The 24,915-nt window shown below is 60.2% G+C and carries 14 protein-coding genes and 1 pseudogene; 8 read left to right on the top strand and 7 right to left on the bottom strand.

All coding sequences use genetic code 11. The annotated features are described in order from the left end of the window. Positions 1-55: 55 nt before the first annotated feature. From ACMGT0_RS27980 to ACMGT0_RS27960, 5 genes are read right to left on the bottom strand one after another with little or no spacing between them, the layout of a single operon-like run. A complete protein-coding gene (locus tag ACMGT0_RS27980) occupies positions 56-2,224 on the bottom strand; it encodes a beta strand repeat-containing protein (RefSeq protein ID WP_416770646.1) in 2,169 nt (722 codons plus the stop codon). Between the two features lie 11 nt (positions 2,225-2,235). Beyond that, positions 2,236-2,973 carry a PilW family protein gene (locus ACMGT0_RS27975; protein WP_416770644.1) on the bottom strand — a complete coding sequence of 246 codons (738 nt, stop codon included), beginning with the start codon at positions 2,971-2,973 and terminating at the stop codon, positions 2,236-2,238. Next, on the bottom strand, positions 2,970-3,383 hold the full coding sequence (locus ACMGT0_RS27970) for a hypothetical protein (RefSeq protein WP_054062510.1): 414 nt from the start codon (positions 3,381-3,383) through the stop codon (positions 2,970-2,972). Before ACMGT0_RS27970 ends, ACMGT0_RS27975 begins: the two co-directional genes overlap by 4 nt. Further along, a complete protein-coding gene (locus ACMGT0_RS27965; RefSeq protein WP_054059339.1) occupies positions 3,367-3,831 on the bottom strand; it encodes a pilus assembly FimT family protein in 465 nt (154 codons plus the stop codon). The genes ACMGT0_RS27970 and ACMGT0_RS27965 overlap by 17 nt, the downstream gene beginning before the upstream one ends. Beyond that, positions 3,831-4,286: a type IV pilin protein gene (locus ACMGT0_RS27960; protein ID WP_054062509.1), complete on the bottom strand. Its 456-nt coding sequence runs from the start codon at positions 4,284-4,286 to the stop codon at positions 3,831-3,833. The genes ACMGT0_RS27965 and ACMGT0_RS27960 overlap by 1 nt, the downstream gene beginning before the upstream one ends. A 235-nt stretch (positions 4,287-4,521) precedes the next feature. Here ACMGT0_RS27960 and ACMGT0_RS27955 point away from each other — a divergent pair, with 235 nt between their 5' ends. The 8 genes and pseudogenes from ACMGT0_RS27955 to ACMGT0_RS27920 all read left to right on the top strand — a co-directional run bounded on the left by ACMGT0_RS27955 (position 4,522) and on the right by ACMGT0_RS27920 (position 23,150). Continuing rightward, positions 4,522-6,204, top strand: a complete 1,683-nt coding sequence (locus tag ACMGT0_RS27955; protein WP_416770641.1) for an AMP-binding protein — start codon at positions 4,522-4,524, stop codon at positions 6,202-6,204. Positions 6,205-6,643: 439 nt separating this feature from the next. Further along, a complete protein-coding gene (locus ACMGT0_RS27950) occupies positions 6,644-7,000 on the top strand; it encodes a hypothetical protein (protein WP_416770639.1) in 357 nt (118 codons plus the stop codon). Positions 7,001-7,662: 662 nt separating this feature from the next. After that, positions 7,663-7,779: pseudogene (locus ACMGT0_RS27945) on the top strand (cell filamentation protein Fic); the annotation flags it as partial. A gap of 72 nt (positions 7,780-7,851) precedes the next feature. Next, positions 7,852-13,125: a DEAD/DEAH box helicase gene (locus tag ACMGT0_RS27940; protein ID WP_416773568.1), complete on the top strand. Its 5,274-nt coding sequence runs from the start codon at positions 7,852-7,854 to the stop codon at positions 13,123-13,125. A gap of 6 nt (positions 13,126-13,131) precedes the next feature. Then, positions 13,132-15,924: a helicase-related protein gene (locus ACMGT0_RS27935; RefSeq protein WP_416770637.1), complete on the top strand. Its 2,793-nt coding sequence runs from the start codon at positions 13,132-13,134 to the stop codon at positions 15,922-15,924. A gap of 24 nt (positions 15,925-15,948) precedes the next feature. After that, the gene (locus ACMGT0_RS27930; protein ID WP_416770635.1) at positions 15,949-20,424 is read left to right on the top strand and encodes an Eco57I restriction-modification methylase domain-containing protein; all 4,476 of its coding nucleotides are present in this window, start codon (positions 15,949-15,951) and stop codon (positions 20,422-20,424) included. Beyond that, positions 20,425-22,374: a chromosome partitioning protein ParA gene (locus tag ACMGT0_RS27925; protein ID WP_416770633.1), complete on the top strand. Its 1,950-nt coding sequence runs from the start codon at positions 20,425-20,427 to the stop codon at positions 22,372-22,374. Next, positions 22,371-23,150 (top strand): HNH endonuclease, encoded by a 780-nt coding sequence (locus ACMGT0_RS27920; protein ID WP_416770631.1) that lies wholly within the window; start codon positions 22,371-22,373, stop codon positions 23,148-23,150. The genes ACMGT0_RS27925 and ACMGT0_RS27920 overlap by 4 nt, the downstream gene beginning before the upstream one ends. Positions 23,151-23,245: 95 nt before the next feature. Here ACMGT0_RS27920 and ACMGT0_RS27915 read toward each other — a convergent pair whose 3' ends face one another. After that, complete coding sequence (locus ACMGT0_RS27915; protein WP_416770629.1) at positions 23,246-23,527, bottom strand: hypothetical protein; 282 nt, start codon at positions 23,525-23,527, stop codon at positions 23,246-23,248. Beyond that, positions 23,524-24,504, bottom strand: a complete 981-nt coding sequence (locus tag ACMGT0_RS27910) for an integrase domain-containing protein (protein ID WP_416770627.1) — start codon at positions 24,502-24,504, stop codon at positions 23,524-23,526. The genes ACMGT0_RS27915 and ACMGT0_RS27910 overlap by 4 nt, the downstream gene beginning before the upstream one ends. Positions 24,505-24,915: the final 411 nt, after the last annotated feature.

Raw genomic sequence — 24,915 nt, 5'->3', positions numbered from 1 at the left:
CCACGCTCCGCGTGGGAGCGATCGGAGCTCCGTGTGGGGAGGCGCTCGGGGTTTGTCAGTACGCCCGCACCCACCGCACCCGAGTCGTCGCCTGGGTCGAGGTGCCGCCGCTGCCCGTGCTCGGCGTCGACGGGTTGGTGATGGTCTGGTCGCTGGTCACCGAGGAGACGTCGATGGCGATACCGCCCTGGGAAATGGTGGTCGGGCTGGGGCTGTTGTTGCCGGTGGTAAGCGAGCCCTTGATGTTGGTGGTGGCGCCCGAGGTGCTGACCAGGCCACCGAGAATCACGTTGCCGTAGAGCGTCCAGCCACTGGTGGACAGCCCGCCGTTGGCCTCGATCGCGATGTTGCCGATGGGCAGGCCGCTGTGGGTGACGTTGGCGGAGTCGGTCCAGGTGGCCAGGCCCGGTGGCGAGGCATTCTTGTTGCACAGGTTGGTCGGGTAGAACGAGCCGGTGCACAGGTTCGAATAGCCGGAGAAGTTCGGCGAGTACAGCGGCACCATGCCGCTGCTGGTCAGGGTCACGTCACCGGTGGTCAGCACGGTGTTGGTCAGGCGGCTCATGCTCTGCACGCCGTTGAAGGTGACGTTGCCGTCGAACCACAGCACGCCCGGTGGGAACGCGGTGATGCCGGTCAGGTTCCAGCCGTTGCCCGGCGTGGCACCGTTGCCGCAGGTGCTGTTGCCGTAGTTGCAGATCATGAAGTTGTTGCCCAGCAGGGTGCGCAGGTCGGTGGTCGCCAGGTTGTAGGGCCCGGCGGAAACCGTGGTGCCGGCTGCGGTCTTGACGTTCTGGATGGTTAGCATCGGCGTGTTCCCGGAGAACGAGAACACGTAGTTGGCCTGGCTTTTCAGCGGCGTGACATCCACCGGCGTGGCGGTGATGTTGCAGTACGGCACGCCGGGCAGGCCGGGCGAGGCGCCGGCGACGTTCGCGGTCAGGTTGGCGATGGTGTTGCCGGTGTAGGGCGTGCCGTTCTGGTTGAGGATCTGTCCGGCGATCTGGCTGGCGGTGCTGAAGGTCGGCGTGTTCCATTGCGTCACGCTGAGGTTGCCGCCGCCCTGGAACTTGCCGACGTTGGCGGTGAGGATCGACACGTCGCTGTTGGCCTTGAGCGTGTTGTAGGTGGCGCTGTAGCCGGTCAGCGCCAGGGTGTTGCCCCAGAACGTGCCGACGGTGCCGGTGAGGAAGTTGACGTCGCCGCCATAGACCGCGTTGTAGGTCAGCGAGATGCTGGCGGGCAGGGTACCGGTGCCGGAGATCAGTTGCGCGTTGCTGGTGCTGATGGCCCCGGCCGACTGCGTGGCCTTGCTCAGGTCCAGGGTGTAGACCGCCCCGGAACTCAGGGTGATCAGCGCGGTGCCGCTGCTGGCGGCAGTGATCGAGTTGTCGCTGTTGCGGATACCGCCGACCAGCGCGGTACCGACGGTCGAACCGCCCGACAGCACGTTGGCGCGGAACGCGCCGGCCTGGATCGCCACGTAGCTGCCGCCGGACTGGGTGATATTGATCGACTTGGCACCCACCGTCAGGTTGACCGGCGCGCTGCTGGAACTCATGGAGAAGGTGCCCTCGGTGTTGAGCGTCGCGTTGTCCGCGATGCCGCCGCCACTGAGGTTGATGCCGCCCTTGGCGCAACCGGAGACATAGGCCTTGGCGCCGTTGGAGATGCTCAGTACGCCGTTGACGACGATGTTCGCCAAAGTCGTGCCGTTGGTGATCGACAGGCTGCCGCCGGTGTAGTTGAAGTTGCCGTTGAACTGCAGAGCCGGCGGCAGGCTGCCACCGGCCGGCGTTGCAGGCGTGCTGCTGGCCGGGGTCAACACATACACCACCTGTAGCGTATTGGTGGCCAGGTTGTTGGTGGCGGTGATGGTGGCCGTGACCAGGGTGCTGCTGCCGCTGGCGACCTTGGAGACGATCTGCGCACTGAGCCCGGTGGCGCTGATCGGCAGGTTGCCGACGGTGACGTTGGCCAGGGTACTGTCCTGGGTCAGTTGGCCCTGCAGGTACAGGCGCACCCATTCCACGCCGCTCCACACCCGCGACTCCGCCGGCGACGTGGCATGGGCCGCCATCTGCTGCTGTTGGGCACCGCCGATGCCGTACATCATGCTCAGCGCGGTGACGCTCAGGGCCATGCCGACGAACAGGATCATCAGGGTGGCGGCCATGCCGCGCTGGGAAGCGCGCGTCGATCGGAAAAACGCGGGTGCAGGCATCGGGCGCTCGGTCAGGAAGTGGGTTTTTCGAAATTGATCAGACAGGCCGTCGCCTTGCTTTTGACGTAGGCGGGCTGGGGATCGGTGCTGTTGGGATCGAGCGTGCTGTTGTTGGCACTCAGGCTGACCTGCAGCCGATAGGCGCTATTGGTGGTGTCGGTGGTTCGGCCATAGGGCCAGCAGGTGGCGAAACCGACCGACAGCGAGGCCGTGCCCTGACCGCTTTCGATCAGCGGGGTACTGGTCCAGGTGGTGCTGCTCCACTGCGTCGATGCCTGGGTGCAACTCGCCGCGGCCTTCAGGCTGAGCAGCGCGCCGTTGCTGATCAGCAACCCGGCGCAACTGGCGGTGGCGGTGGCACTGGTCTGGTAGGACCAGACGATCGCATTGCCGCTGATGCCGTTCGGTGCCGTGCTGGTCAGGGTCGGGAAGCTGGTCTGGGCGGTGGCGGTGCCGGTCAGGGTGCCGTTGTTCAGCAGGGCGCCGGACAGCAGGATGAAGTTGTTGTCGATATCGGAGGTGGCCCGCGCCGTGGCGCTGCCGCTCCAGAAGCCGGCATTCATCAGCTCGCGCTGGGCGGTGATCAGCGCCGAGGCCACCTGGCCGTCCTGGCGCGAACTCTGTGATGAAGCCAGGGCGTTGTAGACCACGTTCTTGTACAGCGCGAGCATGGCCAGGATGCTGATCAGGGAAATGGTCGTGCCGATCAGCAGGCTGATCAGCGTGAAGCCACGCTGCGCGCGGTTCAAGACTCGTCTCCGACCCGGATGATGCCACCGAACAGGCTGCTGTCCTGGGCGCGGGTGGTAAGCACCACCGAGCTTTGCGGCGTGCCGCCGGTGATCGTGCTGGTGCCGACGGTGACGCTCGGTGCGTTGGTGCAGGTCGCGGTGATCGGCACGGTGTCGGTCTGGCTGGGAATGGACACCACCAGCAGCGAGGCCTTGCTCGAGCACAGCAGCGCGCCGTTCTGTTCCAGCAGGCTGCGCATCTGGTTGACCACGATGTTCTGCAGCTTCATGTCGCGCTGGCTGATGGCCGCCCGTGATGAGGCATAGGTGATGCCCAGGCCGATGGTCGCCATCAACAGGATGCCGATCAGCGATTCGAGCAGGACATCGCCGCGCTGGAGCCGGCGCAGCTTAAATGAGCGGGACATCGACCGAACTCTCGCTGCCCGCCGTGACCTGCAGCGTACCGGTGCTGCAGCTGTTGCCGCTGACCGCCAGGCCGCGGTTGCTGAAGGCGACGCAGGCCATGTCGACCCCGGCGACCTTGATTCCCGCCGCGGCCGGGATCGTGCTGCTCCAGACCGGTTGGCTGGTGGCGTTGCAATCGATCGATTGCCCGGCGTTGAGCCGGAACAGCTTGAGATTCTGCCCGGAGCGGCACAGCACGGCGGCGGGTGCGCTGTCCTGCACGGCGCCCTGGTTGCGCAGCGCGGTCGCCTTGGCGCGGCTGATGCCCTGCTTGAGCAGGCCGGCGGCATCGCGCTGGTAGCTGCTGTTGGTCCAGGACTGGGTGAGTGGTACGCCCACCATCAGGATAAGGCCGAGCAGGGCGACGGTGATCATCAGTTCGACCAGGGTGAAGCCGCGGCAGCGCATTACAGCCAGCTACCGTTGTACGAACTGCACGAGCTGATGCTGCGGCTGTTGCTCTGGTCCAGGGTGATGGTGCACCCGTTGAGCGCACCGCCGTTGCCGGTCGCGGTCACGGTGTAGGTGGTCGAGGTGGAACTGATCGAATAGTTGAACTTGCCCGACTGGCTCGGCTGCCAGCCCGACGACGGGCTGGTGCAGGGCGACGGGTTACCGATCAGCGCGCACTGGATCTGGGTGACACCGCTGGCGGTGGAGGTCGGATACACCAGCTGTTTCTGGTAGCTGTTTTCCAGGTTCAGGCTCAGGGCAACCAGGTCGGCCTGGGCGGCCTTGATCGTGCTCTTGTTGACGTAGCTGCTGTAGGCCGGAACGGCGATGGCGGCCAGGATGGCGACCACGACGACGCTGACCATCAGTTCCACCAGGGTGAAACCCGACTGTGCTGGATTGTGCTTCATGGATGTTTGACCGATGTGTTCCGGAGAGCCCGTGGGCGGGTCGCATTATGCCACTATTGCGTAACGTTTCGGTGACTGTCCCCACTACCGTTGGGTAATCTTTCTTGCTCCGGCTGTCCGCTGGATTTCGCTGTTGGATTTCGCGTCCTCCGCGGTTTTGTACTTCACTGCTTGGCATCCTCAGGCAAGGCCTCCCCGCCAGGACGGCACACAAGTACAAGATCGAGGGGACATCATGACTTCACCCAGCTACACCCGCGGCCGACAGGACAAGCCGCTACTGGCCATGACCATCGGCGCCGCATTCGACCAGACCGTGGCGCGCTTTGCCGAGCGCGAGGCATTGGTGGTGCGCCACCAGCAGGTGCGCTACAGCTGGGCGCAACTGGCCGAACAGGTCGAGCGCTGCGCCCGCGCGCTGCTGGCGATCGGCATGCAACCGGGCGAGCGCCTCGGCATCTGGGCACCGAACTGCGCCGAGTGGTGCATCGCCCAGTTCGCCAGCGCCAAGGTCGGCGTGATCCTGGTCAACATCAACCCGGCCTACCGCGTCAGCGAACTGGAATACGCGCTCAGGCACTCCGGCTGCCGCTGGCTGATCTGCGCCGACGCCTTCAAGACCAGCGACTACCACGCCATGCTCGGCGAACTGCTGCCGGAACTGGCCGGCAGCGCCCTGGGCGCCTTGCACAGCCGCCTGCTGCCGGAACTGCGCGGCGTGATCAGCCTGGGCCGCCGTCCGGCCGCCGGCATGCTCGGCTGGGCGGCGCTGCAGGAGCGCGCCGAGTGTGTCGCCGCCGAAGACCTGCGCGCCTGCAGCACCCAGTTGCAGTTCGACGAACCGATCAACATCCAGTACACCTCCGGCACCACCGGTTTCCCCAAGGGCGCGACCCTCAGCCACTACAACATCCTCAACAACGGCTACCTGGTCGGCGAAAGCCTGGGCCTGACCGAGCACGATCGCCTGGTCATCCCGGTGCCGCTGTACCACTGCTTCGGCATGGTCATGGGCAACCTCGGCTGCCTGACCCACGGCAGCACCCTGATCTACCCGGGCGACGCCTTCGACCCGCTGACCGCCCTGCAGGCGGTGGCCGAGGAACGCGGCACGGTGCTGTACGGTGTACCGACCATGTTCATCGCCGAACTGGACCACCCGCGCCGGGCCGAATTCGACCTGTCCAGCCTGCGCAGCGGCATCATGGCCGGCGCCACCTGCCCGATCGAAGTGATGAAACGGGTGATCGGCGAAATGCACATGGTCGAAGTGCAGATTGCCTACGGCATGACCGAAACCAGCCCGGTGTCGACCCAGACCGCAGCCGATGACGACCTGGAGCGCCGCGTCGCCAGCGTCGGCCGCACCCAGCCGCACCTGGAGAGCAAGATCATCGACGAAGCCGGGCGCATCGTGCCGCGCGGGCAGATCGGCGAACTGTGCACCCGCGGCTACAGCGTGATGCTCGGCTACTGGAACGACGCCGAGGCCACCGCCCAGGCCATCGACGGTGCGCGCTGGATGCACACCGGCGATTTGGCGGTGATGGACGAGGCGGGGTACGTGAGCATCGTCGGGCGCAACAAGGACATGATCATTCGCGGGGGCGAGAACGTGTACCCGCGGGAGATCGAGGAGTTTCTGTTCAAGCACCCGGCGGTGGCGGATGTGCAGGTGATCGGGATACCGGATGAGCGGTATGGGGAGGAGATTGTGGCTTGGGTGAAGTGTCATCCAGGGCATAGCGCGTGTGATGAGGAGTTGAAGGCGTTCTGCAAGGGGAAGATTGCGCACTTCAAGGTGCCGCGGCATTTCCTGTTCGTGGAGGCGTTTCCGATGACGGTGACGGGGAAGGTGCAGAAGTTTCGGATGCGGGAGATGAGTTTGGAGAGGTTGGTGGGGGAGAGGGTGGGGTGATGTGAGGAACATGACGTGTCGCTATTTCCAGGTTTTAGCGACACGTTTTTGGCTTATGTCGTTGGCAGCGACATAAGCGATTCTCCTTTCTCTGTGGTGGCTTGCCGATGTTTCGTAATGAGTAGAAATAGCTTTCAAAATGAACTTACTTTTCCTACGTGATTTAGGCGTGGGAGAATATTGTGTGCGCCAATGACCGTGCCTACATTTCCGGTGTCGCTGCAAATTCAGCGATATGGGTTTCGCAGCCCGTTTAGTTAGGCGCACAGCGCCGCGCAAGCGGCTTTTTCATGTCTGCGTTATGGCGGGCTGTGCGCAGGAGGCTTATGCCTGCCGGGATCCTAACTAACCGGTCTGCGAACCTGCGTACAGTTCGCCACCCTTGTGTCGCAGCAAGCGTGGCGGTCTCTCCCTCGGTATGAGTGTTAGGAGATTTGCCATGGTTAAGAAGATCACCCCTGATCCACCGCCCGTTTCCGATGATCCTGTGAAGTCCGCGCGGCCAGATGTTGCCCGATTGCTTGATACCCTCGCTTTGACCCTCTCCAAAACCGTCAATCACGCTGATCCGCTTTGTCCCTCGATTTTTGCTATTCAGCCGGGAGTCACGGCTCATGATGCGTTGAGCTATGTGTCGAAACTGCTGGAGGTTGCTGAGCTGAACGGTGATGAGATCAGCTTGCATGAGAACCCGGTGGAACGGACGTTGTTTTGGGGAATGTTGCATTCGGTGGAGGTGGCGAAGGCTGTGGTGGATGCGTTGCTGGAAGGATCGCCGCCGCCCTTAGGCTGTTGAACATCTGCTTGTTGATTTAAAGGGACCAGAAATGACAAAGCCCGCATTCGGCGGGTTTTGTTTTTTTCATTTGCCGGGGTAATCTGAAATGATTTGATAGGCCTATGAAAATTATTGGTTTTTCAGTTTCTTATTTCTCGTGGAATACCGTTTGGAATGCGCTGTACGGGATTGAGGAGGAGTGTTGAATAGTGATCTTTCTCAGTCAACTATCAGGAGTCGTTTCGCAGCGGCCAATCGCGAGGTCGTCAGCCCTTTTTCTTCCCTGTGTTGGAGGAAGAGGGGACAGGTATCGCTCGTTTAGCCTGAGATGCAAATGCGCAAGAGCCAAAGACTCCTTACATATGTAGTGACGGCTTGGTTACCGAGACCTGAGTCGAGAGTCACTTAGCGTATTCGATTCGACATGGCAGGGGTGATCACTGCCGGAGAGGAGGGGCATTTCGCTCAAGGTTCGTGGGACAGCGGTACCTGTGGCAAATTTTATGAGGTATTTTCGAGACAATACCCCATTTGCACCCTATGATTTGTACTTTTGTGTGCCTCTGCTTACGTTACCATGCAACCGCTCACTCCCGAGTACCTCCCCACGCTTCCTCGAACCACTCAAATAACGACATCACGTCGCGGCAGCACTTGCGGCCGGCCGCGCATTTGACGTCATCGAAAATGCCTGTCCAGGCGTGAGCCGGGATATGGCGCGGCTTGTGCTTCGGGTCATCAAGTCAGAAGGGTTGATTGAGTCGACCGGCAAAGGGCGCGGAGCAAAATGGAAGCGCATCACGGCAGGCATCTACGTTAGTACGGCGTTTCTGGCGACTAGCAGCAAGACGGATCAGCGAGGACTCACCATGGATAACGTTTTTCAATTCCGCGACCAGCTCATTGAACGCTATGGCAATTTTTCCCGCAGCTTCGTTCGCATCGCAGCACCCGATATCCAAGCAGAGGTAGAGCATCAATACACCCAAGGTCGCTACTGGCCTGAGCCACTGGTGCAGATCAATCCGAACTACCAACGTCAAGGTACGGCGCAGCAATTAGTGGACCAGGGCATTTTGCACGCGGCCTGTGCGGAGATATTTCAGGTCGGGAAAACCGAAGGTTCGCCACAGCCCCTGCATCTTTACAAGCACCAGTTGGAAGCCCTGGCCAAAGGTCAAGAGCGTCAAAGCTATGTAGTCACGACCGGTACGGGATCGGGAAAGTCCCTGTCCTTCTTCATCCCGATCATTGATCGCATTCTCAAAGCGAAGCAAGCCGACAGCAAAGCACGCACTAGGGCTATCGTTATTTATCCGATGAACGCTCTGGCCAACAGTCAACTGGAAGAGCTCGACAAATTTCTGCATGGCTATCCGCCAGATCTTCAGCCCTTTACCGTGAGGCGCTACACGGGCCAGGAAAGCAAGGCTGAGCGCAGCGCCATTGCGGATAACCCGCCTGATATTCTGCTGACCAACTTTATGATGCTGGAGTACATCCTCACGCGCTTTGACAAAGTGGACCGTCGCGTGGTGGAGCACTGTGAAGGACTTGAGTTTCTGGTGCTGGATGAACTTCACACCTATCGTGGTCGTCAGGGTGCGGACGTTGCCTTGCTTGTGCGCCGCCTGCGCGAGCGACTGAAGGCTGACCAATTGGTCTGCATCGGCACCTCGGCCACCATGTCCACTTCCGGTAGCCAGGCTGACCGCAACCGGGTGGTTGCTAACGTGGCCAGCAAGCTTTTTGGTACCCAGATCAGCGAGCATGATGTCATCGGCGAGACCTTGGAACGGGTCACTAACCCGCTCAAAGATGTCAACGCTATCCGCGCTGAGCTATCAGCGGCTATTGCGCGTGAGCAGGATATCTGGGTCGACTTCGAAGCCTTTCGCAACGATCCGCTATCCATCTGGGTTGAGCTGAACCTGGGTATCGAACTACCCGCTGACGAGCCGCCTCGCCGCGCTCGGCCCATGATGCTGGAAGAAGCCAGCCGCCACCTTGCCAAAGATGGAGGTTGCCAGCCTGACGCTGCGCGAGCCGCTCTACAGCGCTTTCTCGTGGCTGCCCATGACGTGAAAACGCCTCAGGGTAGGCCGCCATTTGCATTCAAACTGCACCAGTTTATAAGTGGTCCTGGCAAGGTGCTCACCACTCTGGAGGCTCGCGGCAAACGCCATATCACGCTGGATGCCCAGCGTTTCGCCCCAGGACGCCAGCACGAGAATGTGCTCCTTTATCCCACCCACTTCTGCCGCGACTGTGGTCAAGAATACCTGCCTGTCTGGCACTCTCAGCACTCATTCAGCTTTAGTTCGCGTGAAATCGACGACATCGCGGCAGAGGATGATGCCAGCTATGGCTTTCTGTGTCCTCTGGTGCCTGGACAGCAATATGGTGGTATGCAGGAGGATCTGCCGGAAACCTGGATCGACCTCAGCCGTAGCGTGCCCAAGGTCAAACGCGACTACGAGGGAGCAATTCCCTACATGGTCACTGTAGATGCCAAAGGGCAAAAAGGCGCTGGAGCGGAGTTCTGGTTCATCCCAGGCAAGTTCCGCTTCTGCCTGAACTGCGGCATAACACACGAAGCCCATGGTAAGGATGCTAACCGTCTCTCCAGCCTATCCGGCGAAGGCCGCTCCTCTGCTACTACCATGATTGCCTTAGCGGCATTGCAACAGCTGTTTGCGTTTCCCGAACCGTCGCCAGGTCAACCCGACCCGCGCAAGCTGCTCGGTTTCACCGACAACCGTCAGGATGCCGCCCTGCAGGCGGGGCATTTTAACGACTTCATTTTCCTGTTGACACTACGTGCAGGTTTGATCGGTGCACTCCAGGTTAGCGCCGGCCAGCTCGACGAAGAGCACCTGGCCGAAAGCGTTTTTAAAGCTCTGGGCTTTCACCGAATCGATGAAGCGGCCCTGATGGAGTATCTGCGTACTCCCAAGCTTATGGGGCTGGCCCGGCAGGAAGCGCAACGCACCTTGCGCTTCATCATCGCCTATCGGCTATTGCGTGATTTGCGTCGAGGCTGGCGTTTCAACAACCCAAATCTGGATCAGATCGGTCTTTTGACGATTCGCTATCGTGACCTGGATGCCTTCTGTGCTGACGCCAGTATCTTTACCGGCAACAGCATTCTGGCCAAATTGACGACCGCGCAACGGAGAAGTCTGTACGAGCTGCTATTCGACACCCTCCGCCGTAATCTGTGCCTAGAAAGTCGTTATCTTGACCCGGTCGAGCAGGACAAGGCACGCACCAGCGCCCACACTTACCTGAATGAGCGCTGGGCTTTCGCTCCCGACGAGAAACTCGATACCGGCCGCTATCTCATTCTTAGTAAACGACCTGAATACAAAGGCCGGCCCCGTACCGACCTGGTGACGGGTGGCCCGCGCTCCCGCCTGCTGCGGCAAATCAAGACCGCCGCCTTCTGGCGTGACAGCACCTGCGCCAGCGAAGTCGCACACTGGAAGGATGCCGAATGGGCCGAGTTGATCGAAGCCCTGCTGGAGTCCGCCAAGGACTACGGCTATGTGCAGCGCCAGCCCATCGACGCCCAGCTCGCCGGCTGGCGCCTGAACGCGGCAGCCCTGGACTGGTGCCTGATTGCCGATCAGCCGCAAGCTGACAGCAGTCGTATCAATCAGTATTTCCGCGCTCTTTATCTCGGCATTGCCGACCTGCTGCAACGGCCCTCGCATCCACTGTTCGACTTCGAGGCTCAGGAACACACGGCCCAAGTGGATGCGCCACGCCGACAACTGCTGGAGCAGCGTTTCCGCTACACGGAAAAAGATAGGCAGGACTGGGCACAGAACCCCGCTCACGAAGCGCCCCTGGAGCGTCTGCCGGTGATGTTCTGTTCGCCCACCATGGAGCTGGGCGTGGACATCTCCGCGCTCAACACGGTGTACCTGCGTAACGTACCGCCGACCCCCGCCAACTATGCCCAGCGCAGTGGCCGAGCCGGTCGCTCGGGCCAACAGGCCCTGGTCATTACCTACTGTGCGGCGCTCAGTCCGCATGATCAGTGGTTCTTCCACAATGCCGAGCAGATGGTGCACGGTGTAGTGCGCGCACCAACCCTTGACCTGACCAACCGAGACCTCATCGACAGTCATCTGCAAGCGGTCTGGCTGGCCAGTACCCAGGTGCCACTAGATGACAGCATCGCGCCCATGCTGGATCTCGATCAGTCCGGCAAACCACTGAAACAGCCCCTGCACGAAGCGTTGGGTTCACCTGCTGTCCAACAGCGGGCATTGGTAAGTGCGGGGCGGGTCATCGACCAACTCACGGGGGAGCTCGAAAGCAGCTCCTGGTTTACCCAAGATTATGTGCGCCAGGTCATCGACAACGCGGCGCAGGCGTTCTCTGGGGCACTGGAGCGCTGGCGCGTGCTGTTCGATGCCACCCGTCAGCAGATGGACATGGCCGACCGCATCGTCAAAAGCCATAGCGCCTCGCACACGGAACGCCAGAATGCCCAGCGGCGCTATGGTGACGCTGCTCGGCAGTACGCCGTGCTGCTCAAGTCCGGCAACGGCCAGAACAACGACTTCTACACCTATCGTTACTTGGCTAGCCAAGGTTTCCTGCCCGGCTACAACTTCCCGCGCCTGCCTCTGATGGCCTGGATTCCCGCACGTGGCGGCCAGACTGCCAATGGCAAGGACGACGAAGGTAGCATGGTCAGCCGGCCGCGCTTTCTGGCCCTATCCGAGTTCGGCCCACGCAGCCTCATCTACCACCAGGGCCGCATGTACCGCGTGGTGCGCGCCAAGCTCAACGTCGGCAATACGGATCACATTTCCGGTAACAGTCAATTGTCTACCATTGCCTCGCTGGTATGCAGCCGGTGTGGCTACGGTCATCTCGGTGAACCTGGCGGCGAACAGCCGCTGGTCAACTGCTGCGAAAACTGCGAAGCCTTGCTCACCGAGCACGATTGGGTACGCGAGCTCTACCGCATCGAAACTGTGGAAACCGTTGCCACCGAGCGCATCTCCATCAACGACGAGGAACGTCAGCGCCAGGGCTTCGAGCTGCAAACCACTTACCGCTTCCTGCCTGGCCCCGATGGCCGTATCCAGCAGCAGAAGGCCGTTATCCAACAAGGCGAGGACGTGTTGGGCGAGCTCACCTACGCCCCTGCCGCACAAATTTGGCGCATCAACCGTGGTTGGCGCAGGCGCAAGGACAAGGAGCAACTGGGCTTCTACATCAACCCCATCACCGGTACCTGGAGTAAGCAGGATGCACCGGGCGCCGAAGACGACAAGGGCGAAGGTGATGCCCTGATGGAGAAAGTGCCCAACCAGCGCATTGTTCCCTTCGTTGAGGATCACCGCAATTTGTTGATTCTCGCGCCTCTGCAAGAGTTATCGCTGGAGGCCATGGCTACGCTGCAGGCTGTGCTCAAGCGCGGCATAGAAATGACCTTCCAGATCGAGGAATCCGAACTGGTGGCCGAGCCTCTGCCGAAATCCGACGAGCGTCGCGCCCTGCTGTTCTATGAAGCGGCCGAAGGCGGTGCTGGCGTCCTCACCCGCCTGGCAAACAGCTCCGCCGATCTGGCGCTAGTGGCAGACAAGGCGTTGCAACTAATCCACTATCGCGCCCCGCAGAACGGCGTCTGGGCCCTGGACGACCTGCCGTCACTGGAGCGCAGCAATGAGCTTGGCAATCATCAGTGCGAAGCTGGCTGTTACCAGTGCCTGTTGTCCTACTTCAACCAGCCCGACCACGAGCACATCAACCGCCGCAACGCCGATGTGCTCAAGTTGCTGGTGGCGCTGGCCAACGCCCAGGTACAGCCCCCGATGGACAGCCCGACCGCTGCGGCCCCCAGTAAGTCAGCCGACGAGCCACTCGATGCTTGGCTGATCTCCCTCAAGCAGGCTGGCACATTGCAACCCGATGCGCTCAACGTGCCCGTCAACAACGGCGCAGCTATCGCAGCCGCCCAATTCAAGGCATCCCGTGCCCTGGTGTTCCTGTACACAGTGGATGAGCAGACCACCAGCGTATTGCAGGACAAAGGCTGGCAGGTGCTCGATTTTTCGGACGCTTCACGCTGGTCACAACAATTCGCCACACACGCCGATGTGTTCGGTTCCAAGGAATAAAGGCGCATGACAACCCTCGAACACGACTTTCTGCCCGGCAATCTAGTGCGCGCCCGTAGCCGTGAATGGGTGGTGCAAAGTGACTCCCGCCGCGACTGGTTGCGCCTGCGCCCATTGAGCGGTGCCGATGACGAAAGCATCACCCTGATCCCCGAACTGGAACTGCATCCCGTCGAACCCGCCACCTTTTCCTGGCCCGATCCCGCGTATGCTGGCAACCACGCCGCCTCACTGTTGCTGCGCGACGCCCTACGTCTGACCCTACGCGCTGGAGCCGGCCCGTTCCGCTCCTTCGGTAACATTGCCGTTGAACCGCGCGGCTACCAGCTCGTGCCGCTGTTGATGGCGCTGCGCCTATCTACCGTGCGCCTTTTGATTGCCGACGACGTGGGTATTGGCAAAACCATCGAAGCCGGCCTGATCGCCCGCGAACTGATGGACCGCGGCGAAATCAGCCGTTTGGCCATCCTCTGCCCACCGCATCTGGTCGAGCAATGGCAAAGCGAACTGGAAACCCGTTTCAACCTCCAGACCACTGCACTGACCTCATCCTCCGCCGCTCGCATCGAGCGCGAACTACCGCATGGCGTGCGCTTGTTCGACCATCATCCGGTGGTAGTGGTCAGCCTGGATTACATCAAGAGCGAACGCAATCGCGAGCAATTCCTCGCCACGGCCCCAGAGTGCATCATCGTGGACGAAGCGCACACCTGTGCCAGCAGCGGTGCAGGCAAGCAACTGCGTTTTGAACTGCTACAACGCCTGGCGAGGGACGAACAGCGTCACTTGATTTTGCTCACCGCCACGCCGCACTCAGGCGACGAAGCCGCTTTCTACAACCTGCTGTCGCTGCTCGCCCCACGCTTTGCCGCCCTGCAAGGCCGAATGACCTCCACCGACCCGCTGCGCCAAGAGCTGTCCCGCCACTTTGTTCAGCGCCGCCGCAAGGACATCGCCGAATGGCAGGCCGAAACCGACGACGGACGTGGCTTCCCCCGTCGCATGAAAACCGAACTCACCTATCAACTCAGCGGCGAATGGGGCGCGTTCTTCGACGCCGTGCAGGACTACTGTCGCGAGCTTGCCGAAACTATTGAACAGCAGGATGAACAGGGCGGTGCCGGTCTCATCTGGTACGCCACACTGGCATTGCTACGCTGCGTAGCCTCATCGCCCGCCGCCGCTGTCAAGGCACTGACCACCCGGCTTGAAGGTGCCCTGCTGGATGACTCCCTCCTCAGCGACGAACGCCTGCACGATGGCGAAGCCGACGACCTCTCCAGCAACGACCTAGAGCCGCCTGCCCAAGTACAAAACCAGGTGCGGGATGCCAGTCGCCTCCAAACCCTTATCACCGATGCACGGCGCCTCAGCGGTAAAAGGGGCGACCCCAAACTGGCCGCGCTCATCCAACATATCGAGCTGCTAGTGAAGGATGGCTACCATCCCGTGGTGTTCTGCCGCTACATCGCCACCGCCCATTACGTGGCCGAACACCTCAAAGCCGCGTTTCCCAAGACCACGATCGAAGCCATCACCGGCGAGCTCACGCCGGAACAACGCCGAGAGCGTGTGGACGACATGGCGGATGCCGACCAGCGTATCCTGGTCGCCACCGACTGCCTCTCCGAAGGCATTAACCTACAGCACCTGTTCACCGCCGTCGTCCACTACGACTTGGCCTGGAACCCCACCCGCCACGAACAGCGCGAAGGCCGGGTCGACCGCTTCGGTCAACAGGCCGAAGAAGTGCGCTGCACCATGCTCTACGGCCAGGACAACCCGGTGGATGGCTTCGTGCTCAATGTCATCCTCAAGAAGGGTGAAGCCATCCAGAAGGAGCTGGGCGTGCTGGTTCCGCTACCCGAAGACGAAGCCCGCATCAACCAAGCGCTAGTCAAGGCCGCCCTGATGGGCCGTGAGCGAATGGCAGCACCCTACACGCCTGATCTATTTGCCGAAGCCAACGTCGAATTACAACCACTGCAAGCGCAATGGCAGGATGCCCTGGAAAAAGCCAAGGCCAACCGCACCGTGTTCGCCCAGCGCCGCATCAAACCCGACGAAGTGTTGCCCGAGTGGCACAAACAGCAACAAGCACTGGGCACCCAGGCCGACGTGCAGCGCTTCCTGCAAAGCGCCTGCGTGCGTCTGGGTGCGCCGCTTGAAGCTGGCCGCAAGCAGACCGCACGCTTCCTGCCGCAGCACCTGCCCGAAGCCCTGCGCCAACGCCTGGCCGATGAAGGCATTACCACGCCCCAGCCCATCGACTTTAGTGAACTGCACCGCAGCCACCCATTGGTGGGCCTGCTGGCCCAGCACCTGCTGGAAGGTGCGCTCGGGGGCGAAAACCCGCTGGCCGCCCGCTGCGCCGCCACCCTGACCGAAGACGTCGAAGTCGTCACCACCCTCTATCTGCTGCGCCTGCGCCACCAGCTCAACTACGTGCGTCGCCGCGAACCCTTCCAGATGATGGCCGAGGAAACCGTGGCCCTGGCTGTGCAGGGCCGCAACGCTCCGCAGTGGTTGGCAGACGACAGCGTGAGCCGTCTGCTCGAATGCACGCCCAGCGGCAACTTGCCTACGGAAACCGTGCAACGCGAAGTACGCATCGCACTCGACTACCTCGCTGCGCACCCACAGCAACTGCAAGCGCTCGCCCAGCAGCGGGCCGATGCCCTGCTGGCCGACCACCAACGTGTGCGTGAGGCCACCCGCGACGTTGGCCAGTACAGCGTCAGCCCCTGCCTGCCCGTCGATGTGATGGGTGTGTACGTGCTGCTGCCTGACTCGCTATAAGCCTGGGCCTAGAGAAGAACAACCATGAAACGCATCCGAAAAACCCAGGCCACGCTGAACCTGCCTACCCTCAAGCTCGAAGGCGGACTGTTCCTGCCCGACCAACTTGAGAAGGCCGCCCATGGCCGTGCCAGCGCACAGCTTGAGTCCGACTACCGCACCCCCAAAGGCGTCAAGCTCAAGGACGAATACAGCCGTGCCTTCCAGATCGCCTGCGCCCAATGGCAGCACTTTGCCGCGCAGATGGAACGCGCCGACGTCGATGCCACGCAGTTCACCACCGCTTTCATTGACGAACTGCTGCGTCACGCCTTCGGCTACACCGCTCTGCAACCTGCGCAAGCACAGCAGGTAGGCGAACTGCGCTACCCCGTCAGCCTTATGACCGGCCACGTCCCCGTGCTGGTCGCCCCGCACACCCTTGGGCTGGACGATGCTGACGCGCAGTTTGCCGTGCAGGGCAGCGGCAACCGCAAGAAAGCCCCATTCCAGGCCATGCAGGAATTGCTCAACGCCAGCGAGCCGTTGCAATGGGGCATCGTCAGCAACGGCAAACAACTGCGTCTGCTGCGTGACGCCGCCTCGCTCACCCGCCCCAGCTTTCTGGAGGTCGATCTCGCCGATTTGCTCGGCGGCCAGCGTTATGCCGAATTCGCCAACGTTTGGCGCCTGCTGCACGCCAGCCGAGCCCCGCAAACCACCACCATGTGCATCTGGGAACAATGGCGTGACGAAGGCCAGCAGGAAGGCACCCGCGTGCGCGAAGGCCTGCGCAATGGCGTCGAACAGGCCCTGCTTACCATAGGCGCCGGCTTCCTGCAACACCCTGCCAACCACGCCCTGCGCGCCGCCCTGGACAATGGCGCGCTAAGCAAGGACGCCTACTTCCAGCAATTGCTGCGCCTGATCTACCGGCTAATCTTCGTCTTCACCGTCGAAGAACGTGGCGTGCTGCACCCGCAGGATGACAGTACTGAATCCCTGGCTGCCCGCCGCGCCTATGCCGAAGGCTACGCCCTGGTCCGCCTGCGCGAGCTGTGTCTCAAGCGTCGAGCCCGCACCCGGTACGACGATCAATGGCAGGCCATCCGCATCGTCTTTCGCGGCCTGGCGCAGGGAGAGCCACGCCTGGCACTACCTGCGCTCGGCGGCCTGTTCGTCTCCGAACAATGCCCTGATCTGGATACCGCCAGCTTGGACAACGCCCACCTGCTCGCCGCCCTGCAACACCTGCGTTGGGCCGTCGTCGCACAAGGAAAAGGCAGCAGCCTGACACCGGTTGACTACCGCAACATGGGGCCGGAGGAGCTGGGCAGTGTCTACGAAAGCCTGCTGGAACTAGTGCCCACCATCGACCTGCCAGCCCGCACGTTTGGCTTTGTCGGCCGTACCGAGGAGGGCAGCACCGCCGGCAACGCCCGCAAGCTCACCGGCAGCTACTACACCCCCGACAGTCTGGTGCAGGAGCTGATCAAGAGCGCGCTGGAGCCTGTTATCGAACAGCGCCTGGCCTGCAACCCGGCCAACCCCAGCGAGGCGCTGCTGGCCATCCGCGTTATCGACCCCGCCTGCGGAAGCGGCCACTTCCTGCTTGCCGCCGCCCGCCGTCTGGCGGAAAAACTGGCCCAGTTGCGCAGCCTCGAAGGCGAGCAGGAAGGAGCCATCAAGCCGCAGGACTATCGCCATGCCCTGCGCGAAGTCGTGGCCCACTGCATCTACGGCGTGGACCGCAACCCCATGGCCATCGAACTGGCGCGCATGGCGCTGTGGCTGGAGGGCTACGAGGAAGGACGCCCGTTGGGCTTTCTTGACCACCATCTTCAGGTCGGCGACGCCCTGCTCGGCCTGACCAACCTACAAGTACTGGAGCAAGGCATCGCCAAGGATGCCTTCAAGCCCCTCAGCGGAGACGACAGGGACGTGTGCAAGGCATTGGCTAAAACCAATGCCGCCGCGCTCAAAGACCTGGAGAAAAAGCGCACCGCACACGCTTTTGGCCAGACTGAACTTGTGCAGCGCCACGACAACGGCCTCGCCGCATTGCGTGCGCTGGAAGCCCTGCCCGAAGACAGCACCGGGCAGATCGCCGCCAAGGCGCAAGCCTACGAACACTACCTGCACAGCTCCCGCACCGGCTTACTGGCCCAGGCCGCCGACCTGTTGCTGGGCGCCTATCTGCTGCCCAAGACCGAAAGCAACGCCCTGGCCATCCCCACCACGGCCACCCTCTACCTCACGTTGCTGGGCAGCGCACTGCCTGCCGAACAGCAGGCCGCGCAGGTAGCCGCCCGGCAAGCCTGTGAAGAGGCTCGCGTGTTCCATTGGCCGCTGGTCTTTCCGCAGGTGTTTGCGCAGGGCGGTTTCGATTGCGTGCTGGGTAATCCGCCGTGGGAACGTGTCAAGTTGCAAGAGGAAGAGTTCTTTGCTACCCGTCACCGCGACGTGGCGGAGGCCCGCAACAAGGCCGAGCGCGCCCAGCGTATCCAGTGGCTCAGTGAAGGCATGTTGGCGCGGCACCTCCATCCCGAATTGGCCCATGAAGCGCACGAGGACGAAGCCGAGCAACGCCTGTATCGGGAATTCATCAGCGCCCGCCGCACTGCGGAAGCCGCCAGCCTATTCGCTCACGTCAGAGGCGAAGACGGTGGCCGCTATCCACTAACCGGCGTGGGCGATGTGAACACCTATGCACTGTTTGCCGAAACCATCCTGCAAATCCATGCAGATACTGGCCGCGCTGGCTTTATCGTGCCCACTGGTATTGCCACCGATGACAGTACCAAAGCGTATTTTGGTTATCTGGCCCAGAGTAAAAGACTGGCTGAACTCTGCTCTTTCGAGAATGAAGAGCTCATCTTTCCTTCTGTTCATCATGCCTTTAAGTTCTGCATCGTCACGCTTGGACAAGTTGATCGTGCGAGTTTTGTATTCTTTGCTCGCCAGCCGATTCAAATACATGATCCGCGCCGCCGCTTCACTCTCACTCCTGATGAATTCCGCCTTATCAACCCCAACACGCTTACCTGCCCGGTATTCCGCAGCGAACGCGATGCGGAAATGACCAAGAAGCTCTACCGAGAAGCGCCGGTGCTGATGCGCGATGCCGCCATCGTCGGCGAAGGCAAGAGGGCCAGGATCGTGGAGCCCGCGCAAAACCCTTGGGGCATTTCGTTCATGCGCATGTTGGACATGGCGAACGACAGCCATCTGTTCATCGACAAACCCGCCGCCGACTGCTTGCCGCTGTACGAGGCCAAGATGATCAATTTCTACGATCATCGGGCTGGAACTTATGGATCAAGAGGAAGCGAAAGAGGCTATCGAGTTTTGCCTAATCCTACTCTGGACGAGTACCAAGACCCCAGCTACCTATCTGTCCCTTTTTACTGGATTTCAGAGCACGTGGTTGATGAAAGACTCGACGACTGGAGTCATTCTTGGCTGCTGGCTTTCAAAGATGTTACGGCTGCCACAAATGAACGCACTGTGATTTCAACAATAATCCCGAGATCTGGCGCGGGCCATACAGCGCCACTAATCTTCTCCTCTGAAACTCCAAGGTTGGTGTCTGTACTACTTGCGAACCTTAACTGCATGGTTCTGGACTATGTAGCACGACAAAAGGTAGGCGGACTTCACTTGACATATTCTTATGTCCGTCAATTTCCATGCCTCCCACCTTCAAGGTACACAGATAAAGACCTCGCCTTCATCGTCCCACGTGTGCTGGAACTGACCTACACCGCCCAAGATCTAGCCGGCTGGGCGCAGGATTTGGGCTACAACGGTCCACCCTTCGCCTTCGACCCCGGCCGCCGCGCTATCCTGCGCGCCGAACTCGACGCCTACTACGCCAAACTCTACGGTCTAACTCGCGATGAACTCCGCTACATCTTCGACCCAGCCGACATCATGGGGGAAGACTACCCCAGCGAAACCTTCCGGGTGCTCAAGAACAAAGAGCTAAAGGAGTTCGGTGAATATCGCACACAAAGGTTGGTGCTGGAGGCCTGGGATGCGTTGGAAGTACAGCAGCCCATACCAGCACTCAAACCGACGCGACGTACCGCGCCGCTTCCAATCTATGCCGATGGCGGCACACCAGCCTCCGAGGCGGAGGATTGGCTGGCTGGTCTGATATGCGATGTGCTAGTACACGCCGGAGAGTGTGATGACAATCGCTTGCGACGTATTCTTGAAGTACGGCTGCCAGAAGGCACTCCGCATGCAGAGTGGCTGCATGAATGGTTGGCGCCTGTGAGCACGGCGCGCTGGACAAATATTTGCGGTTGGCTTCGTGATCTATTTGGCGTAGCCGTGACTGCATCGCTGTCCATTCGCAACTTGGAAGCACTGCACGGCATCATTGGCGACCATCGCACGGAATCTCTGGCTCACGCCTTGATCGAAGCACGCCGCCAGAAAGAAGTTGCTTTGACGGAAGCGCTGGCAGGCTCGACATCGACTGCACAGACGGACAATCTACGCAAACGGGGATAAATGGATATGGTCGATGCTGCAACTTTGCCTACAAGCCCTGCCAAACCGCGCCTATGGGTGGAAAGGCTGTGGTTTCTGGACTCCCTGACAGCCCTGCAGCCGTTGCGCGAAGTTTCATTGCAGCGCGGGCTGAACCTGATCGTATCGCCACCAGGGTCAGGCAGTTCAGGGCATGGTGTAGGTAAAACAGCATTCTGCCAATTTGTGCGTTTTGTATTGGATGACCCGCTCTGGTCGAATGGTTCGACCTTGCGCGATGAGTTGTTGAGCAGTCGTGAATTGAAGGAAGGCGCAGTAGCCGCCCGCGTTCATATAGGCGGTGAAGTCTGGAATGTTCTGAAACCATGGCTGTATCAGAAGCATTACCGAGCATCACGCACCGCCGATTGGCGGCAGTTGGCCACAGGTGATGCCGAAAATGAATTCAACGCCTACCAAGCTGCTCTACGCCAGCATCTGGTAGAAATCCTGCCCGTTAAAGAACTGCCAATGTCGAAACAAAAAATCGAGTGGCATCAGATTCTGGCTTGGTGTTCCCGCGACCAGAATGCTCGCTATCACAACTATTACCAATGGCGCGCGGATGGGGTTGGATTCAGCCTGCCAGCGAAGTCCCCTGCGGCACTCATGCAAATCGTGCTGGGTCTGCTGCACAACGCCACAATACTGCGCGATCTGGATAGCGCAGCCAAGGAGATAGAGGAGCAAAAATCACAGCTGCAAGCGTTGCGCGAGGAGCCCGCGCGCTTGCTGAGACATGTGCGCCGTCAATTGACTCGACGCCTCAGTGCCCCTGCCGCTACTCCGTTCCGGCAGGATGGTCTCCTTGAGCATCCAAACCTGATCGGCTTCGCCAAGCAAAGGTATGAGGCCTATCAGCAGGAACTGCGGTCAATCGAGACTGAACGACAAAGTCTTGCAACTGATCATCAGGAATGGGTGGAAAGGCGAGCGCCACTAAAAAGCCTCATGGATCTTCTCGCCAACGAGATTCAGCAAGTGGAGGCATTGATTGCTGGCGATATCCAGCGAGTAGAAGAGTTGCAAAACGAGGCTTCGTCATTGCAACAACGGCTGCCAACACGCTGCGATGCAGGAAATCGCTTGCTCAAGGATTGCAGTTATGTGATCGAGCGCATCGAACAGACGCAAATCGATCGAAAGCAGCGTATCGCGGGGCATCAACGATCTAAGGAGTCTCTTGAAAGAGAGCTACCGCCCCTGCGCGACCGGCTAAATGAATTGAAGGACGAGACAGCGCCTATCGGTGCACAACTAGCAGCAATCGAGCAGCAGCATACTGAACTGGATGCAAAATACGCACAATCCCTCTCTGCACATCAGCTTCTCGACGAGGCCATCGAAGACTACGAATATTACGAAAGCATCGCATCAGGCAGATCACAGTCGACCAACACCGAAGCAGTAGAGCGCAAACTAGAATCGACCCAGCGTCGCCATGAGCAGCTTCAAATACAACTTGAGAGAGAACGTGAGGCGGTGAAGGGGCGTCGCCGTATCATCAGTGAAGCCATGCAGGCTGTTGCCAAATCTCTACCCTCGTTCCGGTGGGGCATTTTCAACGATGAGGAGAAGCACCGCAATCATCCCTTTCAAATGGGGCCAATGCATTCAACGACATTCAAGGTTCTAGAAATCCTGGCTGGAGATGTGGCCTGCTTGCTAGACAGCACGAAAGAGGAAAGCTTTCACCCTGGGTTCCTTCTGCATGACTCACCTCGCGAGGCGGAAATGAGCGAGGCCATACTATGGTCTTTGCTTAGGCACGTAGCATCGAGTGGAAGTGATTCGTTCCAGTACATTGTCACCACTTCAACTGAGCCCACTGAGGCTTTCAAGTCTTTTGAGCGTCTCAGACTTTCATCCGATAACGAGAATGGCCTTCTTCTTCGTAGACGCCTGGGTGCAGATCCTGAGCCGTTGACATGAGTGTCGCAGTGAATCCTTTACAGCGTGCCTTGATCGAGAAAGCAGGCCATGACAACGGCTTTGAGTATGTACTGCCCGCCCTTGATAATACCGTGATACTGGCTTCGGCGCGTCACCGAAGCAGTGCAGCAATAGTGCCTATGGCCGGCGGCTTTGAGGTGCGCTTGCAGCCCGCTTCACCTGCGCTGGTACCGGAGTTATTGCGCAGCTTTAAGCTATGGGCGGGGGTAGATGGCGCATTCTGCGTGCCTACCCTAGCCGATCTGTCGACATTGCTCCGCCGCGGAGCCAGCCTGTCACAGGCGCTACCGAATCAGGCTGTACGCGATTTCCATACGGCAGTTGCGCAGGCATTAGCAGACTTACCGAGCGAAAGCGGAGGTACAGAAGCCAAACGCTTGGTACGCCAGCGCGTAGGGCAAGATCGTTTTCGAGATGCTCTATTGATCTACTGGGGCGGTGCCTGTGCGGTGACCGGCGTCACCGTAACTGAAACACTTCGGGCCAGTCACGCCAAGCCTTGGGCGCAATGCGCCGACGATGTCGAACGGCTAGATTCCTTCAATGGCTTCCTGCTTGTGGCTCACCTTGATGCACTTTTTGATCGCTTTCTGATCAGCTTTGATGATGACGGAAATCTGCTAATCGCTGGTCGCATATCCCAAAATGATCTGCACCGCCTTGGTATCCACTCAGGCATGACATTGCGCTGGCTGGCCAACGAGCATCGGCCATATTTACGGTGGCATCGCGAACGTTTCCTGCTCGGTGCCTGATCTAGAAATAGATCAATGCCTTGAATTCTTGAGTCAAACCCCGGTACAGATTCACCCGCAAGTCAGCTTACTGAAAGCCGTCGTCTTGGTAGTGGCTAGCGCTCGCTATGGAGTACCCATGATTTCCCTAATCGACGAACAAGTAACCGCACAGTTAGCAAATAGTAATATCGCGTCGCGTTACTTCGCTGGCTCATGCGATTTTCTAGATACCAAGCCAAATGCTTCCTCTGCCAACGCAGAGGCGTTTCTCGCTGCCAGCGCTCTGCAATTTCAGCTTGGATGATTTTCGCCTGGCGTACATGGCGTTGCCGGGTTGCGTGGGAACCGGTCAGCACGCCAGCCAAGAACAGCTCCATATCAAATGGCTTACTCATGGCCTTCCCCCGATGTAGGCAGCCACCACATCGATCCGGCCGTGCCCCAGCTCATAGCTGATTTGACTCCGGGCCTCACGATCAAGGTGCCTATCGACCTGGCAACATTGGCCGCCGTTGATAGGCGCGCGGTGTTGGGTAATTTGCTCATAGCGCTCACATGCGTAAGCCGCTCGCAGCTCATGGAACCCTTTAAGGTTGTGTGCATGCAGGATGTCCCGTGCAGGGCGGATGATTTCTTGCAGAAACGTCAGATAGCTTTCGTGTCGCGCAATCAGATTGCGGCTACTCGCAGGCGATACCTGCCGTGCAAACCCAAGTGCGTCTTGAACATGGTGGTCCACCTCAATCCATCGTGGCGCCGAGGCGCCGGCGCGGCCGCCTTTAGTGCCGTCTTGGATGTTGATCTTGCCAATGTCTCGAGCCTCACGACTTAACCGTGGCAAGTCGGCCAAAATAGCCTCACGCAGGCGCATGCCGGTGGCTCGCGCCAACAATACAATCGCGGCGGCCCGTTGCTGATGATTGCGGCAAAGCGTATTGACGATCTCTTTTACCTGATCGCGATCTTGGCCCTGCGGCATCGAGTGTCGAACTCCGCTGCGCTGCATACCCAACGCCTTGCTCGGACTGGGCAACTTCACGTACTGATCACCTCGAAGCGCCGTCATGGTCCTGTTAACGCTGGATAGGCGGTTTTGTGCGGTACTGACGGCGAGGTCACCGCGCTCAACCAGGTCGCGCAAGTACGTCGCATAGTCGCCCAGCACCTTCCGATCAATCTGCCGGGCATCATTGATACCCGGCCCCTGTTCGGAGCGGCACCACTTCACGAATGCCTGCCACCGATCACAGTGCGCCTTCACCGTGCCGTAATGACCGCCACCGAACATGTCTTTCAGCGCTTGCGGCCCTGCGTAGCTCAATTGTCTGCCGTAACCGAAATTGCGGCCATCGCGTCTACCCACCAATGCCATGTCAGTCACCTCATCATCCGCTCTCCGATCCTCGCCCCACGTCATCCCGCCAAGAATGTTGAGTGTTATCAGGGATCAAGGCCCCTGCGACCTGTGGGGTGTCCTCTAACGCGGGACTAGCGGCTCCTTACGACCGGGAGCAAGGGCATCTCATGATCTGGCCTCCTGAGCACCGTTGCCGGTGGGCGGGTGGAGGCAGTGCTGGCTGACGAGACCAGCGCCTGAAGATCCTGAGCCATGTGCAAGCAGCAATGCGATGACCGGGGCATGCCTGACTGTCAGTCAGGTGCAGTCCATTCCTTGGTCTGCGGCACCATCATCTACAGCGCTGTTGCTGGTGACATCGGCGTTTGTCACGCCGATTGTCACGAGGGGGATTGCCGCAAGCCCTTGTGCGATCAGGGCTGCAGC

The organism is Pseudomonas sp. RHF3.3-3, assembly GCF_048069595.1.
GTDB classification, from domain to species: domain Bacteria; phylum Pseudomonadota; class Gammaproteobacteria; order Pseudomonadales; family Pseudomonadaceae; genus Aquipseudomonas; species Aquipseudomonas fuscovaginae_B.
Note: the sequence above shows the minus strand (reverse complement) of the source record. Positions and strands in the feature narration are given on the sequence as shown.

Excerpts from the sequence above, each read along its gene's own strand:
- ACMGT0_RS27960 (WP_054062509.1), bottom strand. The coding sequence starts at position 4,286 with ATGAAGCACAATCCAGCACAGTCGGGTTTCACCCTGGTGGAACTGATG.
- ACMGT0_RS27940 (WP_416773568.1), top strand. The coding sequence starts at position 7,852 with ATGGATAACGTTTTTCAATTCCGCGACCAGCTCATTGAACGCTATGGC.
- ACMGT0_RS27950 (WP_416770639.1), top strand. The coding sequence starts at position 6,644 with ATGGTTAAGAAGATCACCCCTGATCCACCGCCCGTTTCCGATGATCCT.
- ACMGT0_RS27920 (WP_416770631.1), top strand. The coding sequence starts at position 22,371 with ATGAGTGTCGCAGTGAATCCTTTACAGCGTGCCTTGATCGAGAAAGCA.
- ACMGT0_RS27910 (WP_416770627.1), bottom strand. The coding sequence starts at position 24,504 with ATGGCATTGGTGGGTAGACGCGATGGCCGCAATTTCGGTTACGGCAGA.
- ACMGT0_RS27970 (WP_054062510.1), bottom strand. The coding sequence starts at position 3,383 with ATGTCCCGCTCATTTAAGCTGCGCCGGCTCCAGCGCGGCGATGTCCTG.
- ACMGT0_RS27915 (WP_416770629.1), bottom strand. The coding sequence starts at position 23,527 with ATGAGTAAGCCATTTGATATGGAGCTGTTCTTGGCTGGCGTGCTGACC.
- ACMGT0_RS27935 (WP_416770637.1), top strand. The coding sequence starts at position 13,132 with ATGACAACCCTCGAACACGACTTTCTGCCCGGCAATCTAGTGCGCGCC.
- ACMGT0_RS27965 (WP_054059339.1), bottom strand. The coding sequence starts at position 3,831 with ATGCGCTGCCGCGGCTTCACCCTGGTCGAACTGATGATCACCGTCGCC.
- ACMGT0_RS27980 (WP_416770646.1), bottom strand. The coding sequence starts at position 2,224 with ATGCCTGCACCCGCGTTTTTCCGATCGACGCGCGCTTCCCAGCGCGGC.
- ACMGT0_RS27930 (WP_416770635.1), top strand. The coding sequence starts at position 15,949 with ATGAAACGCATCCGAAAAACCCAGGCCACGCTGAACCTGCCTACCCTC.
- ACMGT0_RS27925 (WP_416770633.1), top strand. The coding sequence starts at position 20,425 with ATGGATATGGTCGATGCTGCAACTTTGCCTACAAGCCCTGCCAAACCG.
- ACMGT0_RS27955 (WP_416770641.1), top strand. The coding sequence starts at position 4,522 with ATGACTTCACCCAGCTACACCCGCGGCCGACAGGACAAGCCGCTACTG.